Source organism: Rhizobium vallis (assembly GCF_003985155.1).
Lineage (GTDB): Bacteria > Pseudomonadota > Alphaproteobacteria > Rhizobiales > Rhizobiaceae > Rhizobium > Rhizobium vallis.
On sequence record NZ_ML133698.1, the window covers coordinates 131,896 to 152,787 of the forward strand.

A 20,892-nucleotide genomic window follows, 5' to 3' on the forward strand; every position below is an offset into this window, starting at 1 on the left:
CTTCGTCGCGTTGCGACAGGAGAGGAGGGCAGACAATGCCGGTAAGAGCATTCCTTTCAGAGCGGAGAACGACCATGAAAACCTTTGAATCTTTTGCAGCCCTCTTAGCCCCGCTGCGGGCCGGCCTTTTGACGTGCCTTCTTGCAACGGGCGCCGGGTCGGCTGTCGCGGCCGGCAATCCCTACAATCTCATCGAGCCCGGGACGATCAGCGTCGGCACGATGGGCGACGCCAAACCCTACACTTTCGCCACAGCGGACGGCCAATTCACTGGTTTCGACATCGAGTTCTTCCTCAACGTCGCCTCCCGCATCGGCTTCCCCAAGGAGAAGGTGACGTTCACCGGCCAGGAATTTTCGGCGCTGCTGCCTTCGGTCGCCAATGAGCGCTTCGACGTTGCCGTTGCGGCGATCGGAACCACCGAAGCCCGCAAGAAGACGGTCGATTTTTCCGACGGCTATCTTGCCGGCTACCTCTCCGTGCTGACGCCTGATGCCGGGATCAAGGATGCTGATGGGCTGAAGGGCAAGCGTCTCGGCGTGGTGCAGGGAACGCTGCAGGAAGTCTATGCCGCCAAGAATTTCGGTGGGACCGATCTCGTGAAATTCCCCGACAACAATTCCGCCGTGGCTGCGCTCAATAATGGCACGATCGATGCGCATTTTCTCGATTACGAGGCCGCCAAGCAATATGGCGAGCGTTATCCCGCACTGAAGGTCGCCGTCAACATCCCGTCCTTCGATGCGCCGGCTGGCTTCGTGATCAGGAAGGGCAACGACGCGTTCCGCACGGCGCTGAACGGCGCCCTGCACGACGCGATGCAGGACGGCACCTGGAAGACACTCTACGAAAAGTGGTTTCCCGGCTCGCCGATGCCCGACCAGTATCTTCCCAAGAAGTGAGGCCGCAGGCCGTCCGTCAAAAGCGGACGGCTGACGCCTTGCGCCGGCATGTCCGACAAGGGCTTCGATGGGGATTTTTATGAACTGGCTTGAAAATCTGCGCCGCAGCTTCCTGGATTGGGACGCGATGGCGGAAGTGCTGCCGAGCATGATCAGCATCGGCCTGAAGAATACGCTGATCCTCGCCGCCGCTTCAACCGTGCTCGGCGTCGTCATCGGCATGGTGCTCGCGGTCATGGGCATTTCGCAGTCCCGCTGGCTGCGGCTGCCGGCACGCATTTATACCGATATTTTTCGCGGGCTGCCGGCGATCGTCACGATCCTGATCATCGGCCAAGGGTTTGCCCGGATGGGACGGGAGATCTTCGGTCCGTCGCCATTCCCGCTCGGCATCCTGGCGCTCAGCCTGATTGCCGGCGCCTATATCGGCGAGATCTTCCGATCGGGCATCCAGAGCGTCGAGCGCGGACAGATGGAAGCCTGTCGGGCGCTCAGCATGAGCTACGGGCAGGGCATGCGCCTGATCGTCATCCCGCAGGGTGTCCGACGCGTTCTGCCGGCGCTGGTCAATCAGTTCATCGGCAACGTCAAGGATTCGAGCCTCGTCTATTTCCTGGGATTGCTCGCCTCGGAGCGGGAGATCTTTCGCGTAGGACAGGACCAGGCCGTCGTCACCGGCAATCTGTCGCCGCTGCTGCTGGCGGGCGTCTTCTACCTCGTCATCACCGTGCCGCTGACCCACTTTGTCAATTTCATCGATACGAGGCTGCGGCTGGGAAAACAGGGGCGCGGTTCAGGCACCGCGAGCGGGTTGGTCGAGGTGAGCGAGCTGAAGGCGGCCGCCAGCCCCGCTGCTACCGATGCGCCACGTTTCAGGGGCGGCGCGCTCAACATCCGCAATCTCACCATGGCCTATGGCGAACTCGACGTGCTGAAGGGCATCGACCTCGACATTGCCCCCGGCAGCGTCACCTGCATCATTGGGCCTTCCGGCTCGGGCAAATCGACACTGCTGCGCTGCCTGAACCGGCTCGTCGAACCGAAGGGCGGCGACATCCTTCTCGATGGCGACAGCATCCTTGCCATGAAGCCGGAGAGGCTGCGCCGGCGCGTCGGCATGGTGTTCCAGCACTTCAACCTGTTCCCCGACCATACAGCGTTTGAGAACGTCATGTTGTCGCTGACGAAGGTCAAGAAAATGCCGAGGCGGGAGGCGCAGCGTATCGCCGAGGCGCGGCTCGCCGAAGTCGGTCTTGCCGCCCGCAGGGATCATCGCCCGGCGGGGCTTTCGGGCGGTCAACAGCAGCGTGTCGCCATCGCCCGCGCACTCGCCATGGACCCCGAAATCATATTGTTCGACGAAGTCACGAGCGCACTCGATCCCGAACTGGTGAAAGGCGTTCTTGACCTGATGGCCGCACTCGGCCGTCAGGGCATGACGATGGCTGTCGTGACCCATGAGATGGGATTTGCCCGCAGGGTGGCCGACCAGGTCGTCTTCATGGATGAGGGCCGTATCGTCGAGGCGGGATGCCCCGAGCAGATCTTCGACAATCCGCGCAGCGAACGGCTGCAGCGCTTCCTGGCGGAAGTCCTCTGACGCATCGGTCGCAACGCACGCGCTGGATCTCATTCGAACAAAGCAAGAGCAGGAAACAAGGTTATCGACATGAATGCCTTCAACAAGTCTTCGAAGGTCGCCATCATCGGCGGCGGCATATTCGGCGTCTCGACGGCGGTCCATCTGGCCCGGCTCGGGATTGCCACCGTGCTGATCAATGACGGGCCGCTTGCCAACGGCGCCTCCGGCCGTTCGCTCGCCTGGCTCAACTCGGCCCGCAAGCGCTCGGATGCCTATCATAGGCTGCGCCTGGCCGGTATTGACCGTTACCGTACGCTCGCCGCCCGATATCCCGATGCCCCGTGGGTTCGTTTCGACGGCGGCCTCACCTGGGACGCCGATGACGCCAGCAATGAGATCACGGAGATCTTCGACTACGAGCGCGATCTCGGCTATCACGCGCAATGGCTCGCGCCCGAAAAAATTGCCGCGGCAACGCCCGGGGTCGACGCCCGTGCCGTGACGCCGCAGGGCGCGATCTTCAATCCCGGGGAGGGGTGGGTCGATCTCCCCTCGCTGATCGGCGCGCTTGCTAAAGAATTCCGCGAACTCGGCGGCGAGATCGTCATCAATGCCGGGCGTGCGACGGTGGATATCGAAGGCGGGCGCGCCAGCGGTGTCACGACGGCGGATGGCAGGCGCCGCGCGGCCGATGCCGTGCTGCTTGCCGCGGGCGGCGAGGTTCCGGCGATCGTGGCCGAGGCCGGCCAGCATATCGAGGACGGGACGCCAGTTGCCCTTCTCGTCAGAACCAAGCCGATCCGCCATCCGCTGAAGGCCGTACTCAATACGCCTCGCGTTGCCATTCGCCCAACGCCAAATGGCGGCTTCGCGCTCGATTCCGCCTGGTCGGAGGAAGAGGTGCGCGTCAGGCCTGACGGCAGCTATGATGTCAGGCAATCGACGCTGGACGGGCTGTTGCGTGAGGCGTCGAACGTTCTCGAAGGCAATCCTGTGCTTGAGATCGAGGATTACGGCGTCGGGCTGAAACCTATCCCGGGCGACGGCGAGCCGGTCTTCGGCGAATTGCCGTCGATCCCGGGTTATTTCGTCGCCTTCAGCCATAGCGGGGCCACCCTTGGGCTGATCGCCGGCGAACTGCTGGCGGACGAGATAGCCACCGGGCACCGCCACCCGCTGCTTGTGGGCTTCCGGCCCGAGCGCTTCAGTCCATCGCAACAGTGAGGTCGAAACGGCAGCGCGACAGGCTGAGCGGCGGGCGGATCAATTAGAGCCATTGAGCGTTTTCCTCTGGAAACAACGGGAGACGCATCATGGTGAAGGACCAGTCCGCCGACTTTGGCACAGAGAAGAGATATGACGACGGCATCCCAATGGCGAACGGGGAAGAGGCGGGCGTCAATCCCGCTCTGCTGCGGCGTGAGGGCTTTGCGAGCGAGGCCGAGTACCGGGCGTATCTTGCCACGCTTGGCGCAGATGGCCTGCCTCGGAGTGAAGACTATGGCGAGGTGCCGTTCCCCGTTTCCGAGGATCATGTTCTGGAAGCCCGGCTACGGGAGTTGCGGGAAGAGCTCGAAAACCTCCGGGCTCGCCTTCACGTGATCAGAGAGCAGGCGGCGACCGTGGTTTCCGAGAACGTCCGCTGGGCCGATGCGAGCGCCCATGCGCAGCTCGGCAATCAGCCGTGGCTCAAGCTGGCGGGCGCGATGGCGACGGCATTCGTCGTGGCGCGCGGCATCCGCCGGCTGCCTTTGGGAACCGTGGCGACCACGGCTTTGCCCCTTGTCGCTGCCGCACTGAACCGGAAGTTCGCCCGAGCGTAGGTCGCGCGGTGTTCGAACGGGACCGCGCTCTATTTCTTGGAATTGGCTTCAGAGTCGGCTATGAGGCCGATCTGGCCTGCGGTCATCCGGATAAGATCGATCAGGTTTCGATAGTGTTTTAAATTGCGATGGCCGCACCATATCCTTGGTCTGGACCAAAAGCCGAGGATGCCCGATGACTGCGACAGCCCATGACGCCAGCAGCCAAAATGGTTCGCGACAACTCGCGGCGCTGGTGCTCGGTGCGATCGGGGTCGTCTATGGCGACATCGGCACCAGCCCGCTCTATGCCTTTCGCGAGGCGCTTCGGCCCTTCGCGCATGACGGCGCGACCCCGCCTGAAGTGATCGGGCTGATCTCGCTGATGATCTGGACGCTGACGATCATCGTCACCTTCAAATACGTGCTTTTTCTCTTGCGGGCCGACAATGACGGCGAGGGCGGAACGCTGTCGCTGCTGGCCCTTCTGATGAAGAAGACGAAAAAGCACGCGACCATCTTCTTCTTCGCCGGCATCATCGGTGCCGCCCTTTTTATCGGGGACGCGATGATCACGCCGGCGCTTTCGGTCCTTTCCGCGCTGGAAGGGCTGAAACTGGTGACACCCGTCTTTACGCCCTATGTGCTGCCGATCGCGGTGGCAATCATGCTCGTCATATTCCTGATGCAGTCGGTCGGCACTGCCGCCGTTTCCAGGCTGTTCGGACCGATCACCCTTGTCTGGTTCGTGGTCATGGGCATAGCCGGCCTGCTGCATATCGCCGACGACCTCTCCATCCTCGCCGCACTCAATCCCTACTACGCGCTCGATTTCATCACCCATGCGGGCTTCGTCGGCCTCGTCATCCTCGGCGCCGTCTTCCTGACCGTCACCGGTGCCGAGGCGCTCTATGCCGATCTCGGACATTTCGGGCGCAGGCCGATCCAGTTCGCCTGGTTCGCCGTCGTCTTTCCGTCGCTTGCCCTCAACTATCTCGGCCAGGGCGCTCTCGTCCTGAAGAACCCGGCTGCCGCTTCCGATCCGTTCTTCCTGCTGTTCCCGGGATGGGCGCTGCTGCCGACGGTGCTTCTGGCGACGGCCGCGACGATTATCGCCAGCCAGGCGGTGATCACGGGAGCCTTCTCGCTCGCGCGCCAGGCCATCCATCTCGGATTCCTGCCCCGGCTGGAAATATGCTTCACATCGGCCTCGAATACCGGCCAGATCTACGTTCCCACGGTCAACATGATGCTGCTGATCGGCGTGCTTGCCCTGATCCTCAGCTTCGGCAGCTCGGAATCGCTGGCGACGGCCTACGGGATCTCGGTGACAGGCGCGATGGTGGTCACAACAGTGCTGTCGTACCAGTTCCTTCGCGCCATCTGGGGCTGGACGGTGTTATCAGCCCTGGCCGTCCTGCTTCCGCTCTTCGTGCTGGAGAGCGTCTTCCTCGGCGCCAACCTTTTGAAGATCCATGACGGCGGCTATGTTCCGGTCCTGATCGCCGCAGCGCTGATCGCCATGATGTGGACATGGAAGAAGGGAACGTTGCTCGTGCGGGAAAAGTCGGCGCGCAACGACATTCCGCTTGCCCAGTTCATCAAGTCGATCGAGCGGAAATCCGACCATAGCCCCGTCGATGTCCCGGGAACGGCGATCTTCCTGACAAGCGTTCCCGACATGACGCCGAACGTGCTCCTGCACAATATCAAGCACAACAGGGTCCTTCACGACCGCAACGTCATCCTGAATGTCCGGACGGCATCGCGACCCTATGTGCCGGAATCGCAGCGCGTGACGATCGAGCGGCTCTCGCCCCGCTTCAGCAAGATCCAGCTCAATTTCGGCTTTATGGAAGATCAGAACGTGTCGGCGGCCATGCCGCTCTGCCGGCAGGCGGGATTCAACTTCGAGATCATGTCGACCTCCTTCTATGTCGGGCGGCGCAAGCTCGTCGGCGATCCCAATACCGGTCTTCCCCATTGGCAGGATCGGCTGTTCATCGCCATGGCCGGTTTCGCCATCGATCCGTCCGATTATTTCCAGTTGCCGAGCAATCGTGTCGTCGAACTCGGCGAGCAGCTGGTGATCTGACCGAACTGGTTCGGCAAGGGTCGGGTCCGGAAGCGTACATATGCCGGCGAATTGAGCGGGCGCCATCTTGTTGCCGAAGTGTGCGTGAAACCTTCCTGTCTTGAAAGGAGGATTGCATGGCTGGATATGATGACCGCTACGTCGAGATCACGACGCGGCTGCGCTCGGTGCAGTCGTTCTGCGATTTCCTTTCGCAAGGCGCAACCGTCCGCGTCGCCCTGTCGGACGGTGCACCCTACAAGGACGTGACATCGGTTCTGCTCGAACGGAACCGCCGGGAGGCCGAAGCGCTCGCCCGCACGCGCAGGCAGCTCTATCCGGAGCTGGCGGACGAAGATGTGATGCCGCTGCTTTACAGCTGCCACTGAGGCCGCGCGTCGCGGCCATGACGCCCGCAGGGAACCAGGCTGTCTTATGCCGCGCTGATACGCCGGGGTGCATCCTTTTCATCCAATTGGAACTGGTCGATCAGCTGGAGGAGCGTCTTCGTCTCGTCTGCCAGTTCTTTGGTCGCCGCACTTGTTTCCTCGACCATGGCCGCATTCTGCTGGGTCATCTGGTCCATCCGGTTGACCGACGTATTCACTTCATGGAGCGCGTTGTATTGCTCCCGGCTCGAGCGGGCGATGACGTCCATCTGCTCGGATGCGGTGACCACTTTCGCGGAAATATTCTCAAGGATTTCGCTCGTTTCGCGCACGACGCGCGCGCCGTTGGTAATCTCCGCCCGCGAGCGGCCGATGAGCTGCTTGATCTTCTGGCCGGCCTCCGCCGAGCGCTGGGCGAGATCGCGGACTTCCTGGGCGACGACCGCAAAACCTTTTCCGGCCTCACCGGCGCGTGCCGCTTCGATGCCGGCGTTGAGCGCAAGCAGGTTCGTCTGGAAGGCGATCTCGTCGATGACGTCGATGATCTGCACGATCTCGTCGGAGGCGGCTTCGATCTTGCCCATCGCATCGATAGCGCTGGCGACGACCGCCGACGAGGCATCGGCCGTCTGCTTGGTATCGGTGATGATCTCGCGGGCATCGTCGGCGCAAGCCGCGGAGGAACGGACCGTGGTGGTGATCTCCTCGATGGCCGCGGCGATCTCCTCGAGCGCGACGGCCTGCTGTTCGGTGCGCTTTGCCAGGTTGTTAGCGGAGAGATCCATCTGGCCGGCATTGCCCTCGATCATCCGGGTGTTGGTGCGGATCTGGTCGATCGTTTCCTGCAGGCGCAGCAGCGACGAGTTAAAATCGTTGCGAAGCTGTTCCAGCCGGCCGAAGAAAGGTGTGGCGATCGTCTGCGAAATGTCGCCCCGCGCCAGGCGTCCGAGACCTTCCGCCAGCGCCGTGACCGCGAAATCGATCTGCCCTTCGACCGCGCGTTTTTCCTCGTCGTTACGGTGCCTTTCTTCCTCCGCTCTCGTTCGCTCGATCTCGCTGCGCTCCTCGATCTCGACCTTGGCGATGGCATTGTTCTTGAAGACGCCCAACGCACGCGCCATGTCGCCGATCTCGTCGGCCCTGTATTCGCCGACGATCGATGTTTCGAGCTTGCCGTCGGCGAGCCGCCGCATCGCCGAGGTGATCTGGTTGATCGGTCCCTTGAGCGTCACGGTCAGCCCGACGCCGGCGAGGATTGCGATCAGCACGCCGAGGAAGGTCGTTCCTATCGACATGGAATTGGCGTTGGTGCGCTCCTCGGCGGCGTTCTGCCGCTGCATTTCGGCAAAAGCCGTCAGCTGCGACCACATGCGGTCGACATCGGCAGCAGCAGCGCGGAATTCGTCCTGGCGCTCCGCGCTAATGCGGACGAGATCGGTGGCGGATTTCTGCATCCTGTCCAGCGCCGGCAGAAGCTTCGGCTTGAGATTGTCGAACTGCGAAACGCCGCCGGCATCGGAAATCAGAACGTCCAGTCCTTTCCGGACAGCGGTGATTTCCTGCGAAAGCCGCTGGAGATTGGCGTCCGTCGGCGCGAGCGTCAGTTTCGCCATGACGATCTGGATCACATAGGCCGAGGTTGTGAGCTTCTGGCCGTCTCTCTGGCCTGTTTTGGCGCGCTCGACCGATTTGGCGGTCTCGGCCGCCTTGTCGGTGACCGTTTTCACCCGCCGAGTGGCTACCGCCTGCAGGTCGGGCAGTCTGCCGACGAGCTGGCCGATGACGTTTCGGAGACCGGCTGCGCGTTCCTCGTTCTGATCGGTGGCTTCGACCAGCGGCTTCAAGGTCGCAACGGCATCGTCGACCGCCTTCCTGGCCTCTGCCGCTTCGCCGGCAAGCGCCATGGCGAGGATGCGTTGCTGCCGGGCGAGTTCCTCCACATCGGAGCCTGCGATAGGGCCGCCCGCTTGAGCCTTGTCGTTCAATGCCTGCGCGAAGGACGCGAAGTCCGAAATGCGCTGCGCATCGCCGAGCGTATTGCGGGCCTCATCCTCCTGCATATCGGCCGCGCGCTGGAGAACCTTGCTGCCTTCGACAATATCCGTCTGTGAGGAAACGACGACGCTCTGCGCCTTCTGGAGATCGGCAAGCAGCGCGGTCCGGTTCTCCTGAAGCTGCCACAGCGAGTCCATTCGCGTGGAAATTCCGTCGATGGAAGACAGCGTCTGCTCCAGTTCCTGCTGGCCGCTGCGATCGGAAGCGAGCCTGTCGAGGTCGGATTTCAGAAGACTGCGCTGATCGGCAAGCTTCTGGGTGACGATATCCCTGTTTTCCCGAGTGGCATTGGCGAGGAACTCGGCCATTGCGGCCGACAGATCGCGAAAGCCGCTGAGCGATTGCAGGACGGAATTGGAAATATCCATGCGCCCCTGAAGGAGGCTCGATGCATAAAAGCCCATGGCGCCGACCGCCATGATGCTCAAGACGAACGGAACGATGAACACCATCACCTGCGTCTGGATGCGAACCCGCGACAACAGCCTTCCCAGCATGAGCCCCTCCCTTTCCCGCGTACCTCAAACACATAAAGCGTCAATGGAATGAATATTTCATACAGAATGATTCGTGAAATATTCGTTTCAAATGTCGCCGTGAGCGCGTTGAAAGTCGTTTTTCCACCGGATTTCGGGGCGATCAGACGAAGCCGATTTCCGCCAGCAGGGGGAGATGGTCCGAGGCGACCCTTGTCAGCCGGTTTTCGAGCACCGTCGCGCTGTGGACGACGAGGTCGTCGGTGACGAAGATGTGGTCGAGGCGCATCAGCGGATAGCGGGAAGGAAAGGTTGCTCTCGGCGCACGCGGGCCGGCGAGCTGGGCATCCTTTAGTGACCGCGTCACCAGCCGATAGGTCGCGGAAGTGGGAATGGCGTTGAAATCGCCGCAGAGAACAGTTGGAAGGGACATTTCCGACGTGCCGTGCATCCAGCCGGAATTGAGCAGCGTCGTCATCTGCCGGATGCGTTCGCGCCCGCGAAGGCCGAGATGGGTATTGACGACGAGCAGCTTCCGGTCGCCGACCGTTATTTCGACGGAAAGCGCGCCCCTGGTCTCGCCGATCGAGGGCAGGGGGCCTGATTTGACCGCGCCGGTCGGCAGCGCGGTGATGATCGCATCGCCATATTGCTCCTCGGCGACCGACAGCGCCGGATGGAAATGCGCCTGCATCTTCAGGAGCGAGGCGATGACATGCGCCTGGTCGATCCCGTCAGTCCTGCGCCTGCCGACGTCCACTTCCTGAAGGGCGATGATATCGGCCTCCGTCTCGGCGATGACGGAGGCGATGCGGCCGGGATCGAGTTTCCGGTCGCTGCCGATGCAGCTGTGGACGTTATAGGTCAGGAGTTTGATCGGTCTGTCCGGCATGGCCACCACATAGAGGGAACAGAGAAGCGCTTCCCCGGGAACACGGAACTCGTTCAATCGTTCCGGAAGAGCATGCCGCAGCGGCGGCGCTTTCGGGGGATGATCGATGCGTTGGAAAAGCATAATCTGGAATGGGTTGTTCGTTGCCGCCCTTTGTCTTGCCGGCTTTCTGCTCTACCGGATCTTCCAGCAATATAGCCTGGACGAAATCGTTCGATCGGTTCGCAGCATCCCGATTTCGACTTTCTGCACAGCGCTTGTCTTCGCAGCGGCATCGTATCTCTGCCTCAGCTGCTTCGATCTGCTGGCGATCCGATCGCTCGGCAAATCCTTGCCTTACCGGAAGATCGTGCTGGCGTCCTTCGTCAGCCTTTCGCTTGGCCACAATATCGGCTTTGCCGGCTTGAGCAGCGGCGCCTTCCGTTATCGCTACTATTCGCGCTGGGGACTAACGGCCGAGGACGTGGCGAAGATCATCCTGTTCTGCGGTGTGACTGTGGGCCTCGGGCTGATCACGCTCGGCGGCCTTGCGCTGATCGTCAATCCTGACGATGCCGCGCGCGTGCTGCGCATCGATCGGGCGGGCGCCCGCCTCTTCGGGTTTTCGGCTCTGGTCGTGCCGATCGTCTATGTGAGCCTGGCGTTTTTCGTCCGCGGCAAGCTGTCGCTGTGGCGCTGGTCGTTTCAGTTGCCGAGATTTTCGATCGCGGTCGCGCAAGTGGTCGTCGGGACGATCAATTTCATTCTGGTTTCCGCCTGCCTGCACCACATGCTTGCGGCCTTCGGCGACGTCGCCTTCTTCCGGTCGGTGACGGCCTACGTGCTTGCCAATTCGGCGATCCTCGCCACGCATGTTCCGGGCGGGCTCGGCGTGCTGGAGGCGACCGTTTCCTATGCGGTGCCGAAGGAGGCGTCGATCGGCGCGCTGATCGCATTCCGCTGCGCCTATTTTTTCATTCCGCTGGCGTTCGGCTCGCTCCTTCTCCTCATCAGCGAAATTGTCCTCCGGCGGGGCTCACGCAGTCCGGGCGAAGAGGCGGACGAGCGCGCCGAGGCCCAGTCGGTGTAGGGGCAGGAACGGCCGGGCCGGATCGAAGATTGCGGTGCCTCGGACCGGCGAGATGCTGCCCGAAAGCTCGACCGTGAATTCCCTGAGGCCACGAGCCCCATCGTTCAGCGCCTCGATCGCCTGGATCATCGAGCCGCTTTGCGCATAGGCCGCAGCAAAGGTCTCGGTTGATGTTCCGAGATATTCCGAAAGCAGATGGTTGCGCAGTTCTGCGATCGCCTGGCGATGCGCGCCGTTTTCGGCCTCGAACAGCAGATCGCATTCCGAATCAAGCCCTTCCGAGCGATTATTGAGATTGGAGGAGCCGATGCGGACGAGTTCGTCGTCGGCGATCATCAGTTTGGAATGGATAAGCACCTCGACCTCGCTGCCCTTTCCCTGTACCGGCCCGGGCACTGTCGGCGGGGGCATTGGCGGCCCGGGCACGACGGGATAGCAGACCCGCAGGCGGCTTGCGCGATCGGCGCGTTTGAGGCGGCGGATGACACGATCGCGATTGCCACCCATGACCACCTTTTCGATCAGCCCGTGAGAGCTGCGCGTGCAGATAATGACGACCTCGGGGCCATCCTCCTCTTGTAACCGCGCGGCAATGGCATCGGCGACGCGGAAGGAGGCGAGATATTGCGCCTCGATATAAAGCTGGTGCCGGGCTTTGGAGATGATGTCCAGAGTCGAGGCGATCCCGTCGCTGATGCCGGCGCGCAACGTGGTCGCCGGCTCTGTCAGGATGAAGCTGGTCGGGACATCGCGCAGCGAAACCGCAAGATCGGCCGGCCAGGCGAATGGCATGCTCCCGGCAAGCGGCCCATGGCTTTCGCCGGTGGCGGTTTCCCAGCGCTGCCTGGCGATATCGCCGATCAGGCGGGCGGCCTCGCCCGTGACCATCGCCTGAACGTCGTGCAGCGGATCATAGGAGACGCCCTCAGGGTCGCGCCGCAGCCTGTCGCTCGCGCGATGGCGCCGCGTATCCCACCGCCGCGACGTCAGGTCCATGCCGCCGATGAAGGCGACGGCATCGTCGATGCAGACGAGTTTCTGGTGGTGGCAGCCGCGGAGCGCGCCCTGCAGATCGAACCGCAGATCGATCCTGGCGTTCTTGGGAAAATTCTTCTTGCGAAGCACCTGCAGGGATTTTTCCGAATAGATCGGCCCGAGCGCCCAGATGAGGATGCGTATTTCGAGCGCGGGATTTTCCGCAGCCAGGCCATGCAGCAGGTCGGCCAATGTTTCGTCGGATTTATCGGGTTCCATCAGGATGTCGGGATTGAAATCCCAACCGACGATCCAGATCGTGCGCCGCGCCTGCCGCAGCGTCCGCGAGACCTCGGCGAAATATTTATTGCCGTTGATCAGAAAGGCGGCCTTTTCCGCGCGTCCCTGGAGCCGCAATGCCGGACTTCCCTCTTTTTCGCCGCCCGGATGTTGCGCTTTTGTTCGGGTCAGGTACGGTTGATTGAATAGGGTTTCGAATGCGGTCATGTTTGCCTCGGCCGTTTGACTGATAGCAAACGCCTGAAATTTAACCGGGTTCCCAACACGGCTGCTGTCGAAAAGGCGCCGGGCGAAGACAGTGTAGGAAGAGAAATGTCACAACGTGCAGGCAGCGCCGATCTTCCCCTTCACGGGGGACGCGTGCCGCATTGGCTCGGCGACCGGATGACGCGGCTCGGGACGCTGATCACCGAGGCGATCGTCCATCACTACGGCCGTGACGAATTCCTGCGCCGGCTCGCTCACCCTTTCTGGTTCCAGTCCTTCGGCGCGGTCATGGGCATGGACTGGCATTCCTCCGGGATTACGACAAGCGTTCTCGGCGCGCTGAAGCGCGGGTTGACGCCGCGCGCCGGCGAACTCGGCCTGCATGTCTGCGGCGGCCGTGGCGCGCATTCGCGCAAGACCCCGCAGGAGCTTGCCTTGATCGGCGAGCGCGTCGGTCTTGACGGGGAGGGGCTGGCGACAACGAGCCGGCTCATCGCCAAGGTCGACAGCGCCGCCCTTCAGGATGGGTTCGATCTCTATCTTCACGGTTTCATCGTTGCCGACGACGGCCATTGGGTGGTGGTGCAGCAAGGCATGAACGGCGACCGGCGGCAGGCGCGGCGGTATCATTGGCTGTCGGAGGGGCTGGAAAGCTTCGTCGACTCGCCGCATGCAGCGATCGAAGGACGCAGCCAGGGCGAAATCGTCAATCTTGCCGACCGGCACGCCGAGCGCTCGCGGCGCGGCCAGCTGGATCTGCTGGCGACCCTCGGGCCTGACCGGATCATCCGCGAGGCCGCGGCATTGCTGCGCGCCGAAGAGCCGGCACCGGAGCCCGCCGAACAGCCGATGCTGCCGCATCTCATCATGCCCGCCCATCACGACGTACGCGAGAGCGACGTCAACATGCGGCGCCTGCACGGAAATCTGGCCGCCGCCGCCGATCGCGGGCCGGCGGATTTCCAGGAGCTGCTGCTCGTTCCCGGTGTCGGCGCCCGCACGGTGAAGGCGCTGGCAATGGTGGCGGAAGTTGTCCATGGCGCGCCCTGCCGGTTTTCCGATCCGGCGCGCTTCTCGATCGCCCATGGCGGCAAGGACCGCCATCCCTTTCCTGTTCCGCTCAAGGTCTATGACGAGACGATCGGCGTGATGAAATCGGCGGTCCGCAAGGGCAAGCTCGGCCTTGAGGAGGAGCTGCAGGCGCTGAAGCGCTTGGACGAACAGTCCCGCCAGATGGAACGCTACGTCACCGGCCCCGACCTCAAGGAAATCATCGCCGGCGAATTCCGCCAATCCGCCGACCTCGGCGGCCGCAGCGTCTTCGGCTGGGAACCGCCGCCGGCGGATGAGAATTGAGCATGTCGCGGAAAACTGCACGGCAGTTTTGCGCGACAGGGGGCCGATGCGCCCTTCAATCAAGCGGTGAAGGCACGCCCTCACGGATTGCTTTCGAAAAATCCCCGGAGGCGCCGGCACCTTTTGCCCGTGCGGCGATATGCGACGCCGCTTTCAGCTCCTCAAAAGGCAGCTGCATGTCGAGCGCTTTCCGGTCATAGGCGAATTCCGGAAGGTAACCGTTGACGATCAGCCGCCAATCGAACGGAAATGTTGCTCCGACGGCTCGCATCATTTTGGCGGCAGTCGTGGTGCAGTTGGTGGTGAGCGAGTTGTAGAAGCGCGGGTGTTCGGCGAGCGCGTTCGCATCGCTCACATATTGCAGGAGAAGCCGTGCGGCATTGGCCGGCGGAACTCGCATGCGAAAGAGCTGGACGTCCTCGCCGCGTATGTCGGATCGGACACGAATGACATCGCTTTCGGCAGCGGCGATGATGACGAGGGGATTGCTTTTGAAGAGGTCGCCGACCGGAGAGAATTTACCCCCGGCGGTTCTGCGCACCTCAATCGACCATGCCAGGTATTGATCGTCATCGAACCCGAAACTCAGGATCATGTGTGCCATTTCCGGCCCCGCCCAATAGGACATGAACAAATCGAGGCTCCTGAGCTTGTTCAGGTCGTAGGTGCGCGTTTCCCATTTCTCCACAAAACCGCCATCCGTTTTCCAGGCAAAATTTCTGACGTCGGTCAGCGTGAGGATGTTGCCGTCGACCGTCCCTGTCACCTGCCTGGCGACGTCTCCTGCCCAGTTGGCTGTGACGGGGGGCTCGATCGAGTTCCACCACGCGACGATGCCGACAAAGCATAGGACGAAAGGAAGGATAACAACGAGCCGCGGCTTCCAGATCATGGAAATTACCGCGGCAACGCCGACCAGCGCGAGGACTCCTGCCGCGACCCCTCCTATCGGCGGGGAAACCGGCAGACGGTAGAATAGCGCGAGAGAGGCCCATAAGGTCGCCAGCAGAAACGCCAAGCCGAAGACAGCCTTTGCAGCCCGAAACATTATCCGAACGGGGAGGGGCGCTTGCCGCCGCCCGCGCCCCGCAGATCTTGACGCACTTTGGCTGTTGTTGAAACTCATGACGCCTTCCCATCCTTGTTGAAGGTCAATCGATGATTTCGATGTTCCAGACATGTGACGAGGGCCGAGACGGCGTCTTTATCCGGAGACGCGTTGTCGATGCTCGGGATAGTCTGGCTCCCGCGACGGGCGGGATGGCGAACAATCTGTCTTCAACTGAGGACGCTTGTCCAGTCCGCAGCGGACAAAACGCAAAGAGTCTTACGCGCGGACGGCAGTCGAATATATCCGGGGCGCGGTTTGTTCGTGCCCGTCGGCGCGGCGCCAGCAAGAGATGATCCTTCCCGGCAAGACCGCATTCCTGAATGCCGATCCGGCTCGTCTCTCAATGCCCGTCTGGCGGCACGGCTTCGGCCGGAACCGTTTCCTTCAAATTCTTCCGATGGAAGATGAACAGGCCGGCAAAGACGATGATTGCCGCGCCGATGATGAGCTGCGTGTCTGGAATGTCGTTGAAGAAGATGTAGCCGAGGATGATCGCCCAAAGCAGCAGCGTATATTGCAGCGGCGCCAGTAGCGATGCCGGGGCGAGCTTCAGCGAGCGGGTGATGAGCAGATGTGCGCAGGTCGCGACGACGCCGAGCAGCAGCATGCCGGACCAATCGATGGATGTTGCCGGCTGCCAGTGGCCGATGCTGAGCACGATGCCGGTGGCAAGGGCAGCGATCGTCTGCCATGTGACGAGCGTCGTGTCGCTGGTTGAGCGCAGATAGCGGCTCATGACAAGCGACAGCGCGAAGGCGAAGCTGCCGGCAAGGCCGAAGAGCGACGGAAGCGAGAACATCGCCGTGGATGGACGCAGCGCGATGACGACGCCGGCGAAGCCGACGAGAACGGCGAGCCACCGGCGCCAGCCGATCTTTTCGCCGAGAAAGAAATGCGAGAGTGCTGCGATGTAGATCGGCCCGGCCATGTAGAAGGTCATGACGTCGGCGAGCGGCAGATAGGCGACGGCCGCGTAGAACAGAGCGACATCGCCGGTCGCCATGGCGACCCGCATGAACTGCAGCCCCTTCTGCTCGACGCGGAACAAGGCCATCGGCCCTTGCCGCGCGATCATCGGTCCGAGCACGATGAAGGCCCCGACCGAGCGGATCACCAGCACCTGGCCGACGGCAAAGCTCGCCACCAGCCACTTGCCCATCGCATCGTTCAGCGCAAAGAGCAGATCGCCGAGCAGCATGAGCAGGACGCCCGTCAGGATCAGGTTTCCCGTTGTGGCGACGGCCGTCTTGGTCTTCATTCCCGAATCCTCGCAAAAACGGCCGCGCATGCGCGGCCGAGTGCGGCTTCGGCTTTAAGATGGCCGATGTCAAGCATTCGATGATGCTGAAATGCATTCCGACTGCTTTGGGTTAGGGCCGAATGATCAGAAGGGACGGCGGCCCAGGGATCGCGCCTGGGCCCGCCTCGTGTTCGGGTTGCGGATCTGGGAGGTGAAGAATTCTAGCGATATGCCGTGCGCCGGTGCTGGCGACCAATGCCGGCAGCGGTGTTTCGGCATTAATGATGGTTGGCTCTTTCATTGGAAGGGCTCGCGCATCGTGGACGGAATTGCATCAAAGCCTGCGGCGATTGAGCCGAAGAAGCGATGCATGCCGTCCAGCAGGCCAAAGGTGTAGGGCCTATAGAGAGCGTCGAACTTCGGAATTGCAATCAGGCTCACCGGCGGCAACGATGTGCCATTGGAAATGGCAGTCAACACGCTGACCATGCGCACGCGGTCAAACCCACGGAAATCCTTTGGCGTCGTCGCATTACGAAAAGGCGGCGCAATGTCCCGTAGCGAGATCGCGCAAGAGGCTGCATCCTCCGCTAAGTAGGTCGGCGCCGATGGCATGAAGCCTGCCATGCCGGCATCAGTCCACCAGTCATCTGGAATTTCGAATTCGGCTGGAAAATATGGAAAGAAAAACCGCATCGACGGCGGCAACCTCAATTCACGATGCAAGACGTTATCATGAATTGAATTACAGCGGCAACGGCGCGTGGAGCCGTTATCATAAATCCGAGAGTGGGGAGCCAAAACGCCAAAGGCGCGGAGGCCACCATTCTTACGACGCCTTCCCATACATCCGGCTCGCCCGCAGCAGGCGCTGCGAATAGGGATGTTCGACCGCGCCTTTTCGCAAGGCGTCGATATCGACCTGTTCGACGATTTCGCCGGCTTCCATGATGGCGACGCGGCTGCACATGTGGGAGACGACAGCGAGGTCGTGGCTGACGAGAAGGTAAGTGAGGCCGCGCTCCTTGCGCAGGTCTTGGAGCAGATTGAGGATTTCGGCCTGGACCGAGACGTCGAGCGCCGACGTCGGTTCGTCGAGCAGCAGGACGTCGGGGTTCAGCATCAGGGCGCGGGCGATCGCCACGCGCTGCCGCTGCCCGCCGGAGAGCTGGTGCGGAAATCGGTAGCTCAACGCCGGATCGAGACCGACCGATCTCAGCACGGCATTTACGTCGACGGAGTTCCTGTCCAGCCCCTGATTGCGCAGCGGTTCCTGCAACTGCGAGCGGATGGTCTTGCGGGGATGAAGCGATCCGTAGGGGTCCTGGAACACCATCTGCACCCGGCGGAAGAACGGCCGGCCGCGATGGCGGTCCAGCGTCTCGCCGTTAAGCGCGATCTGCCCGTCGTAATTGGCGTTGAGGCCGGAAAGCGCCCGGAGAACCGTGGACTTGCCGCAGCCGGATTCGCCGACCAGGCCGAAGGCCGTGCCGCTCTCGACGGCGAGATTGACGTCTCTGACGACAGGCCTTTGGCCATGCCCGAAACGGATGGTGAGATTGTCGATGCTGATCATCGCGGCAGCTCCAATGCGAAATCGTCGAGCCAGGCAGGGTCACGCTTCAGGATAGGCAGCCGGGCGGGCGGATCCTCAATCCTCGGTAGCGACGCCAGCAGCCCTTGCGTATAAGGGTGCCGCGCCTTGTCGAGATCACGCGCCTCGATCACCTCCACGACGCGGCCCGCATACATGATGAGGACGCGATCGCAGAAATTGCGGATGAGGTTGAGGTCGTGGCTGATGAAGATCAGGCCGAGATTGCGGCGGGAAACGAGTTCATCGAGCAAAGCCAGGATTTCGAGCCTCACCGTCACGTCGAGTGCCGAGGTCGGCTCGTCGGCGATCAGCACTTCGGGCTCGGCGATCAGCATCATGGCGATCATGACGCGCTGGCCCATCCCGCCCGATATTTCATGCGGATAGAGGCGGGCGACACGCTCGGGATCGCGGATCTTGACGGCTTCGAGCATGTCGAGGGCCTGACCGTGAGCTTTCCTGGCGCTCGCCTTGGGATGGTGGAGGCTATAGGTCTCGGCGATCTGCTCGCCGATCCGCATGACCGGATTGAGCGAATATTTCGGGTCCTGCAGGATGAGCCCGATCCGCCGTCCCCGGATCGTCATCATCGTCTTCTCGTTCGCCTTGAGCAGGTCGACGTCGCGAAAGTGCATCCGCTCGGCGCTGACCTGTGCCGTCGGCGGCAGGAGCTTCATGATCGCGCGGCCGACGGTCGACTTGCCCGATCCGGATTCGCCGACGATGCCGAGTTTTTCCTGCCCGAGCGTAAAGCTCACGCCGCGCACGGCCCGCACCTGGCCGCCGCCGAAGGCGATTTCGAGGTTTTGAATATCGATCAGCCCGGTCATTCCGCCCCCCTGGGATCGAGGACGTCACGAAGCGCATCGCCGACAAGGTTGAAGGCGAGGCTGACGAGCGCGATGGCGATGCCCGGTGCGGCGATCACCCAGGGGCTGTCGAGCATGAACTCGCGCCCGCTGGCGGCCATCGAGCCCCATTCCGGCCATGGCGGCTGCGCGCCGAGGCCAAGAAAGCCGAGGCCGGCGGCGGTGATGATGATGCCTGCCATGTTGAGCGTGACGCGGACGATCACCGAGGGAATGCACATCGGCAGGATGTGGCGGGTGATGATCGCGATCGAGGTCGCACCCTGCAGGCGCACGGCGGCGATGTAATCGGCCTTGCGCAGGCTGAGCGTCTCGGCGCGCGCCAGCCGCGCGATCGGCGGCCAGGCCGTCAGCGAAATGGCGATGATCGCATTGGTGATGCCGGGGCCGAGGGCGGCGGCAAAACCAAGCGCCAGCACCAGCCCGGGGAAGGAGAGGAAGATATCGGTGACGCGCATCAGGATCTCGTCGACGATGCCGCCGAAATAGCCCGAGAAGGTGCCGATCAGTAGGCCGAGGGGAGCGACGATGATCGTCACGAGCATGATGATATAGAGCGTCGTGCGGGCGCCGTAGATCACCCGGGAGAAGACGTCGCGGCCGAAATTGTCGGTGCCGAGCCAATGATCGGCCGAGGGTGGCGCAAGCCGCCCGGCCATATCCTGAACGATCGGATCGTAGCTGGTGAGCAAGGGGGCAGCCGTCGCCACCACGATCAGGAGCAGGATGATGGCAAGTCCGGCAAGGCCGAGCGGGTGCAGGCTGAACTTCAACCAGCCCTGATGGACCTGCTGCACTGAGGACTGAAACCACCCCTGAGGCTCCGGCGCCAGCAGCCATTTGCGAAAGCCGCCGGCCTGGATGCTGTCTGCGTCTTCGGTGGAGATCGTCATGGCGTCACCGTGTTCTCGGATCAAGGATGCGATAGAGGACATCAGACAGGATGTTAATCGTCAGGAAGACGGCGCCGATCGTCAGCACCGAGCCCATCACGACGTTCATGTCGTTCATCTGCAGCCCGCGGGTGAGGTATTGGCCGAGCCCCGGCCAGCCGAAAACCGTCTCGATCAGCACCGCCCCTTCGAGCAGCCCGCCGAAGGTCAGCGCCAGGATCGTCAGCAGCTGCACACGGATATTCCTGAAGGCATGGCGCCAGACGACCTTGCGGGTGCCGAGCCCTTTTGCCCGGGCGGTGATGATGTATTCCTGGCTCAGCTGCTCCAGCATGAAGCTCCGCGACATGCGGCTGATATAGGCGACGGAATAATAGCCGAGGATCGCCGCCGGCAGGATGATATGGCCGAGCGCGTTATAAAACACATCCCATTGGCCCTGGATCGCCGCATCGATCAGCAGAAACCCGGTCATCGGCGTGACCAGGCCTTCGTAGAAGACGTCGATCCGGCCGGATGCGCCGACGAGCTTCAGCTTCGCATAGAAGACGAAGAGCGCCATCAGTCCGGTCCAGAAAATCGGAATGGAATGGCCGGCAAGGGCAACGATGCGGGCGATGTGGTCGATAATGGTTCCGCGCCTGACCGCAGCCGTGATACCCAAGGGGATGCCGATGATCGCGCCGATGATCATGGCGATGACCGCAAGCTCGATCGTCGCCGGAAAGATCGTCATGAGATCGGTGAGGATCGGCTGGCCCGTCGTCGCCGAGGTGCCGAGATCGCCCGTCGCGATCTTCCCGACATAGGCTAGGAATTGCATCCAGATCGGTTCTCCGAGCCCCAGCTCGTTATAGACGCGATCATAGACCTCCTTGCTGACCTCCGCCCCGGTGATGGCGAGCACCGGGTCGGCGGGCAGCAGGCGGCCCATCGAAAAGGTCAGGAAGAGCAGGCCGAGCAGCGTCGTGACGACAGCCACCACGCGTCCCGCCAGGCGCCGCAGCAGGCTCAGCAGAGGGTGCGGGGCTGCATCGGCAAACCCGCCCTCCCGAGAGCGGCGGCTTGCCTGCCCCTTCGATGTCAGATCGGCGCTCGCCACG

18 protein-coding genes are annotated in these 20,892 nt (G+C 62.4%); 8 read left to right on the forward strand and 10 right to left on the reverse strand.

All coding sequences use genetic code 11. From position 1 onward, the window contains the following. The first annotated feature begins 74 nt into the window (after positions 1-74). From EFQ99_RS28695 to EFQ99_RS28720, 6 genes are all read left to right on the forward strand, one after another. Positions 75-902, forward strand: coding sequence for an ABC transporter substrate-binding protein (locus EFQ99_RS28695; RefSeq protein ID WP_126924540.1), 828 nt, complete (start codon positions 75-77; stop codon positions 900-902). 79 nt (positions 903-981) lie between these two features. After that, entirely contained in the window at positions 982-2,502 is a 1,521-nt protein-coding gene (locus EFQ99_RS36045; RefSeq protein WP_126924541.1) for an amino acid ABC transporter permease/ATP-binding protein, read from the forward strand. 69 nt (positions 2,503-2,571) lie between these two features. Next, positions 2,572-3,708, forward strand: coding sequence for an NAD(P)/FAD-dependent oxidoreductase (locus EFQ99_RS28705; RefSeq protein ID WP_126924542.1), 1,137 nt, complete (start codon positions 2,572-2,574; stop codon positions 3,706-3,708). Between the two features lie 89 nt (positions 3,709-3,797). Further along, entirely contained in the window at positions 3,798-4,307 is a 510-nt protein-coding gene (locus EFQ99_RS28710; RefSeq protein WP_126924543.1) for a hypothetical protein, read from the forward strand. A gap of 175 nt (positions 4,308-4,482) precedes the next feature. Next, on the forward strand, positions 4,483-6,381 hold the full coding sequence (locus EFQ99_RS28715; protein ID WP_126924544.1) for a potassium transporter Kup: 1,899 nt from the start codon (positions 4,483-4,485) through the stop codon (positions 6,379-6,381). Between the two features lie 116 nt (positions 6,382-6,497). After that, positions 6,498-6,749: a hypothetical protein gene (locus EFQ99_RS28720; protein WP_126924545.1), complete on the forward strand. Its 252-nt coding sequence runs from the start codon at positions 6,498-6,500 to the stop codon at positions 6,747-6,749. 44 nt (positions 6,750-6,793) lie between these two features. On the opposite strand, the gene EFQ99_RS28725 is transcribed toward EFQ99_RS28720, so the two are convergent. Continuing rightward, complete coding sequence (locus tag EFQ99_RS28725) at positions 6,794-9,301, reverse strand: methyl-accepting chemotaxis protein (RefSeq protein WP_126924546.1); 2,508 nt, start codon at positions 9,299-9,301, stop codon at positions 6,794-6,796. Between the two features lie 142 nt (positions 9,302-9,443). Further along, positions 9,444-10,172, reverse strand: a complete 729-nt coding sequence (locus EFQ99_RS28730; protein ID WP_126924547.1) for an endonuclease/exonuclease/phosphatase family protein — start codon at positions 10,170-10,172, stop codon at positions 9,444-9,446. A 106-nt stretch (positions 10,173-10,278) separates the two neighbouring features. Here EFQ99_RS28730 and EFQ99_RS28735 point away from each other — a divergent pair, with 106 nt between their 5' ends. Beyond that, positions 10,279-11,241: a lysylphosphatidylglycerol synthase domain-containing protein gene (locus EFQ99_RS28735; protein ID WP_126924548.1), complete on the forward strand. Its 963-nt coding sequence runs from the start codon at positions 10,279-10,281 to the stop codon at positions 11,239-11,241. Here the strand turns inward: EFQ99_RS28735 and EFQ99_RS28740 are convergent. Continuing rightward, the gene (locus EFQ99_RS28740; protein WP_126924549.1) at positions 11,188-12,723 is read right to left on the reverse strand and encodes a phospholipase D-like domain-containing protein; all 1,536 of its coding nucleotides are present in this window, start codon (positions 12,721-12,723) and stop codon (positions 11,188-11,190) included. The two genes, EFQ99_RS28735 and EFQ99_RS28740, sit on opposite strands and share 54 nt — an antisense overlap. 105 nt (positions 12,724-12,828) lie before the next feature. On the opposite strand from EFQ99_RS28740, the gene EFQ99_RS28745 reads away from it, so the two are divergent. Beyond that, the gene (locus tag EFQ99_RS28745; RefSeq protein WP_126924550.1) at positions 12,829-14,079 is read left to right on the forward strand and encodes a DUF763 domain-containing protein; all 1,251 of its coding nucleotides are present in this window, start codon (positions 12,829-12,831) and stop codon (positions 14,077-14,079) included. Between the two features lie 55 nt (positions 14,080-14,134). On the opposite strand, the gene EFQ99_RS28750 is transcribed toward EFQ99_RS28745, so the two are convergent. From EFQ99_RS28750 to EFQ99_RS28780, 7 genes are all read right to left on the reverse strand, one after another. Further along, entirely contained in the window at positions 14,135-15,127 is a 993-nt protein-coding gene (locus tag EFQ99_RS28750) for an Lnb N-terminal periplasmic domain-containing protein (protein WP_126924551.1), read from the reverse strand. Positions 15,128-15,530: 403 nt separating this feature from the next. Then, on the reverse strand, positions 15,531-16,448 hold the full coding sequence (locus EFQ99_RS28755; protein ID WP_126924552.1) for a DMT family transporter: 918 nt from the start codon (positions 16,446-16,448) through the stop codon (positions 15,531-15,533). Between the two features lie 279 nt (positions 16,449-16,727). Further along, a complete protein-coding gene (locus EFQ99_RS28760) occupies positions 16,728-17,156 on the reverse strand; it encodes a hypothetical protein (protein ID WP_126924553.1) in 429 nt (142 codons plus the stop codon). A 103-nt stretch (positions 17,157-17,259) separates the two neighbouring features. Then, positions 17,260-18,006 carry an ABC transporter ATP-binding protein gene (locus EFQ99_RS28765; RefSeq protein ID WP_126924554.1) on the reverse strand — a complete coding sequence of 249 codons (747 nt, stop codon included), beginning with the start codon at positions 18,004-18,006 and terminating at the stop codon, positions 17,260-17,262. Next, complete coding sequence (locus EFQ99_RS28770) at positions 18,003-18,857, reverse strand: ABC transporter ATP-binding protein (protein WP_126924555.1); 855 nt, start codon at positions 18,855-18,857, stop codon at positions 18,003-18,005. Before EFQ99_RS28770 ends, EFQ99_RS28765 begins: the two co-directional genes overlap by 4 nt. After that, positions 18,854-19,789, reverse strand: coding sequence for an ABC transporter permease (locus EFQ99_RS28775; protein ID WP_126924556.1), 936 nt, complete (start codon positions 19,787-19,789; stop codon positions 18,854-18,856). The genes EFQ99_RS28770 and EFQ99_RS28775 overlap by 4 nt, the downstream gene beginning before the upstream one ends. Before the next feature lie 4 nt (positions 19,790-19,793). Continuing rightward, complete coding sequence (locus EFQ99_RS28780; RefSeq protein ID WP_126924557.1) at positions 19,794-20,891, reverse strand: ABC transporter permease; 1,098 nt, start codon at positions 20,889-20,891, stop codon at positions 19,794-19,796. Between the last annotated feature and the right edge of the window lies 1 nt (position 20,892).

Coding starts and splice junctions, on each gene's coding strand:
- EFQ99_RS28695 (WP_126924540.1), top strand. CDS start 75: ATGAAAACCTTTGAATCTTTTGCAGCCCTCTTAGCCCCGCTGCGGGCC.
- EFQ99_RS36045 (WP_126924541.1), top strand. CDS start 982: ATGAACTGGCTTGAAAATCTGCGCCGCAGCTTCCTGGATTGGGACGCG.
- EFQ99_RS28705 (WP_126924542.1), top strand. CDS start 2,572: ATGAATGCCTTCAACAAGTCTTCGAAGGTCGCCATCATCGGCGGCGGC.
- EFQ99_RS28710 (WP_126924543.1), top strand. CDS start 3,798: ATGGTGAAGGACCAGTCCGCCGACTTTGGCACAGAGAAGAGATATGAC.
- EFQ99_RS28715 (WP_126924544.1), top strand. CDS start 4,483: ATGACTGCGACAGCCCATGACGCCAGCAGCCAAAATGGTTCGCGACAA.
- EFQ99_RS28720 (WP_126924545.1), top strand. CDS start 6,498: ATGGCTGGATATGATGACCGCTACGTCGAGATCACGACGCGGCTGCGC.
- EFQ99_RS28725 (WP_126924546.1), bottom strand. CDS start 9,301: ATGCTGGGAAGGCTGTTGTCGCGGGTTCGCATCCAGACGCAGGTGATG.
- EFQ99_RS28730 (WP_126924547.1), bottom strand. CDS start 10,172: ATGCCGGACAGACCGATCAAACTCCTGACCTATAACGTCCACAGCTGC.
- EFQ99_RS28735 (WP_126924548.1), top strand. CDS start 10,279: ATGCGTTGGAAAAGCATAATCTGGAATGGGTTGTTCGTTGCCGCCCTT.
- EFQ99_RS28740 (WP_126924549.1), bottom strand. CDS start 12,723: ATGACCGCATTCGAAACCCTATTCAATCAACCGTACCTGACCCGAACA.
- EFQ99_RS28745 (WP_126924550.1), top strand. CDS start 12,829: ATGTCACAACGTGCAGGCAGCGCCGATCTTCCCCTTCACGGGGGACGC.
- EFQ99_RS28750 (WP_126924551.1), bottom strand. CDS start 15,127: ATGTTTCGGGCTGCAAAGGCTGTCTTCGGCTTGGCGTTTCTGCTGGCG.
- EFQ99_RS28755 (WP_126924552.1), bottom strand. CDS start 16,448: ATGAAGACCAAGACGGCCGTCGCCACAACGGGAAACCTGATCCTGACG.
- EFQ99_RS28765 (WP_126924554.1), bottom strand. CDS start 18,006: ATGATCAGCATCGACAATCTCACCATCCGTTTCGGGCATGGCCAAAGG.
- EFQ99_RS28770 (WP_126924555.1), bottom strand. CDS start 18,857: ATGACCGGGCTGATCGATATTCAAAACCTCGAAATCGCCTTCGGCGGC.
- EFQ99_RS28775 (WP_126924556.1), bottom strand. CDS start 19,789: ATGACGATCTCCACCGAAGACGCAGACAGCATCCAGGCCGGCGGCTTT.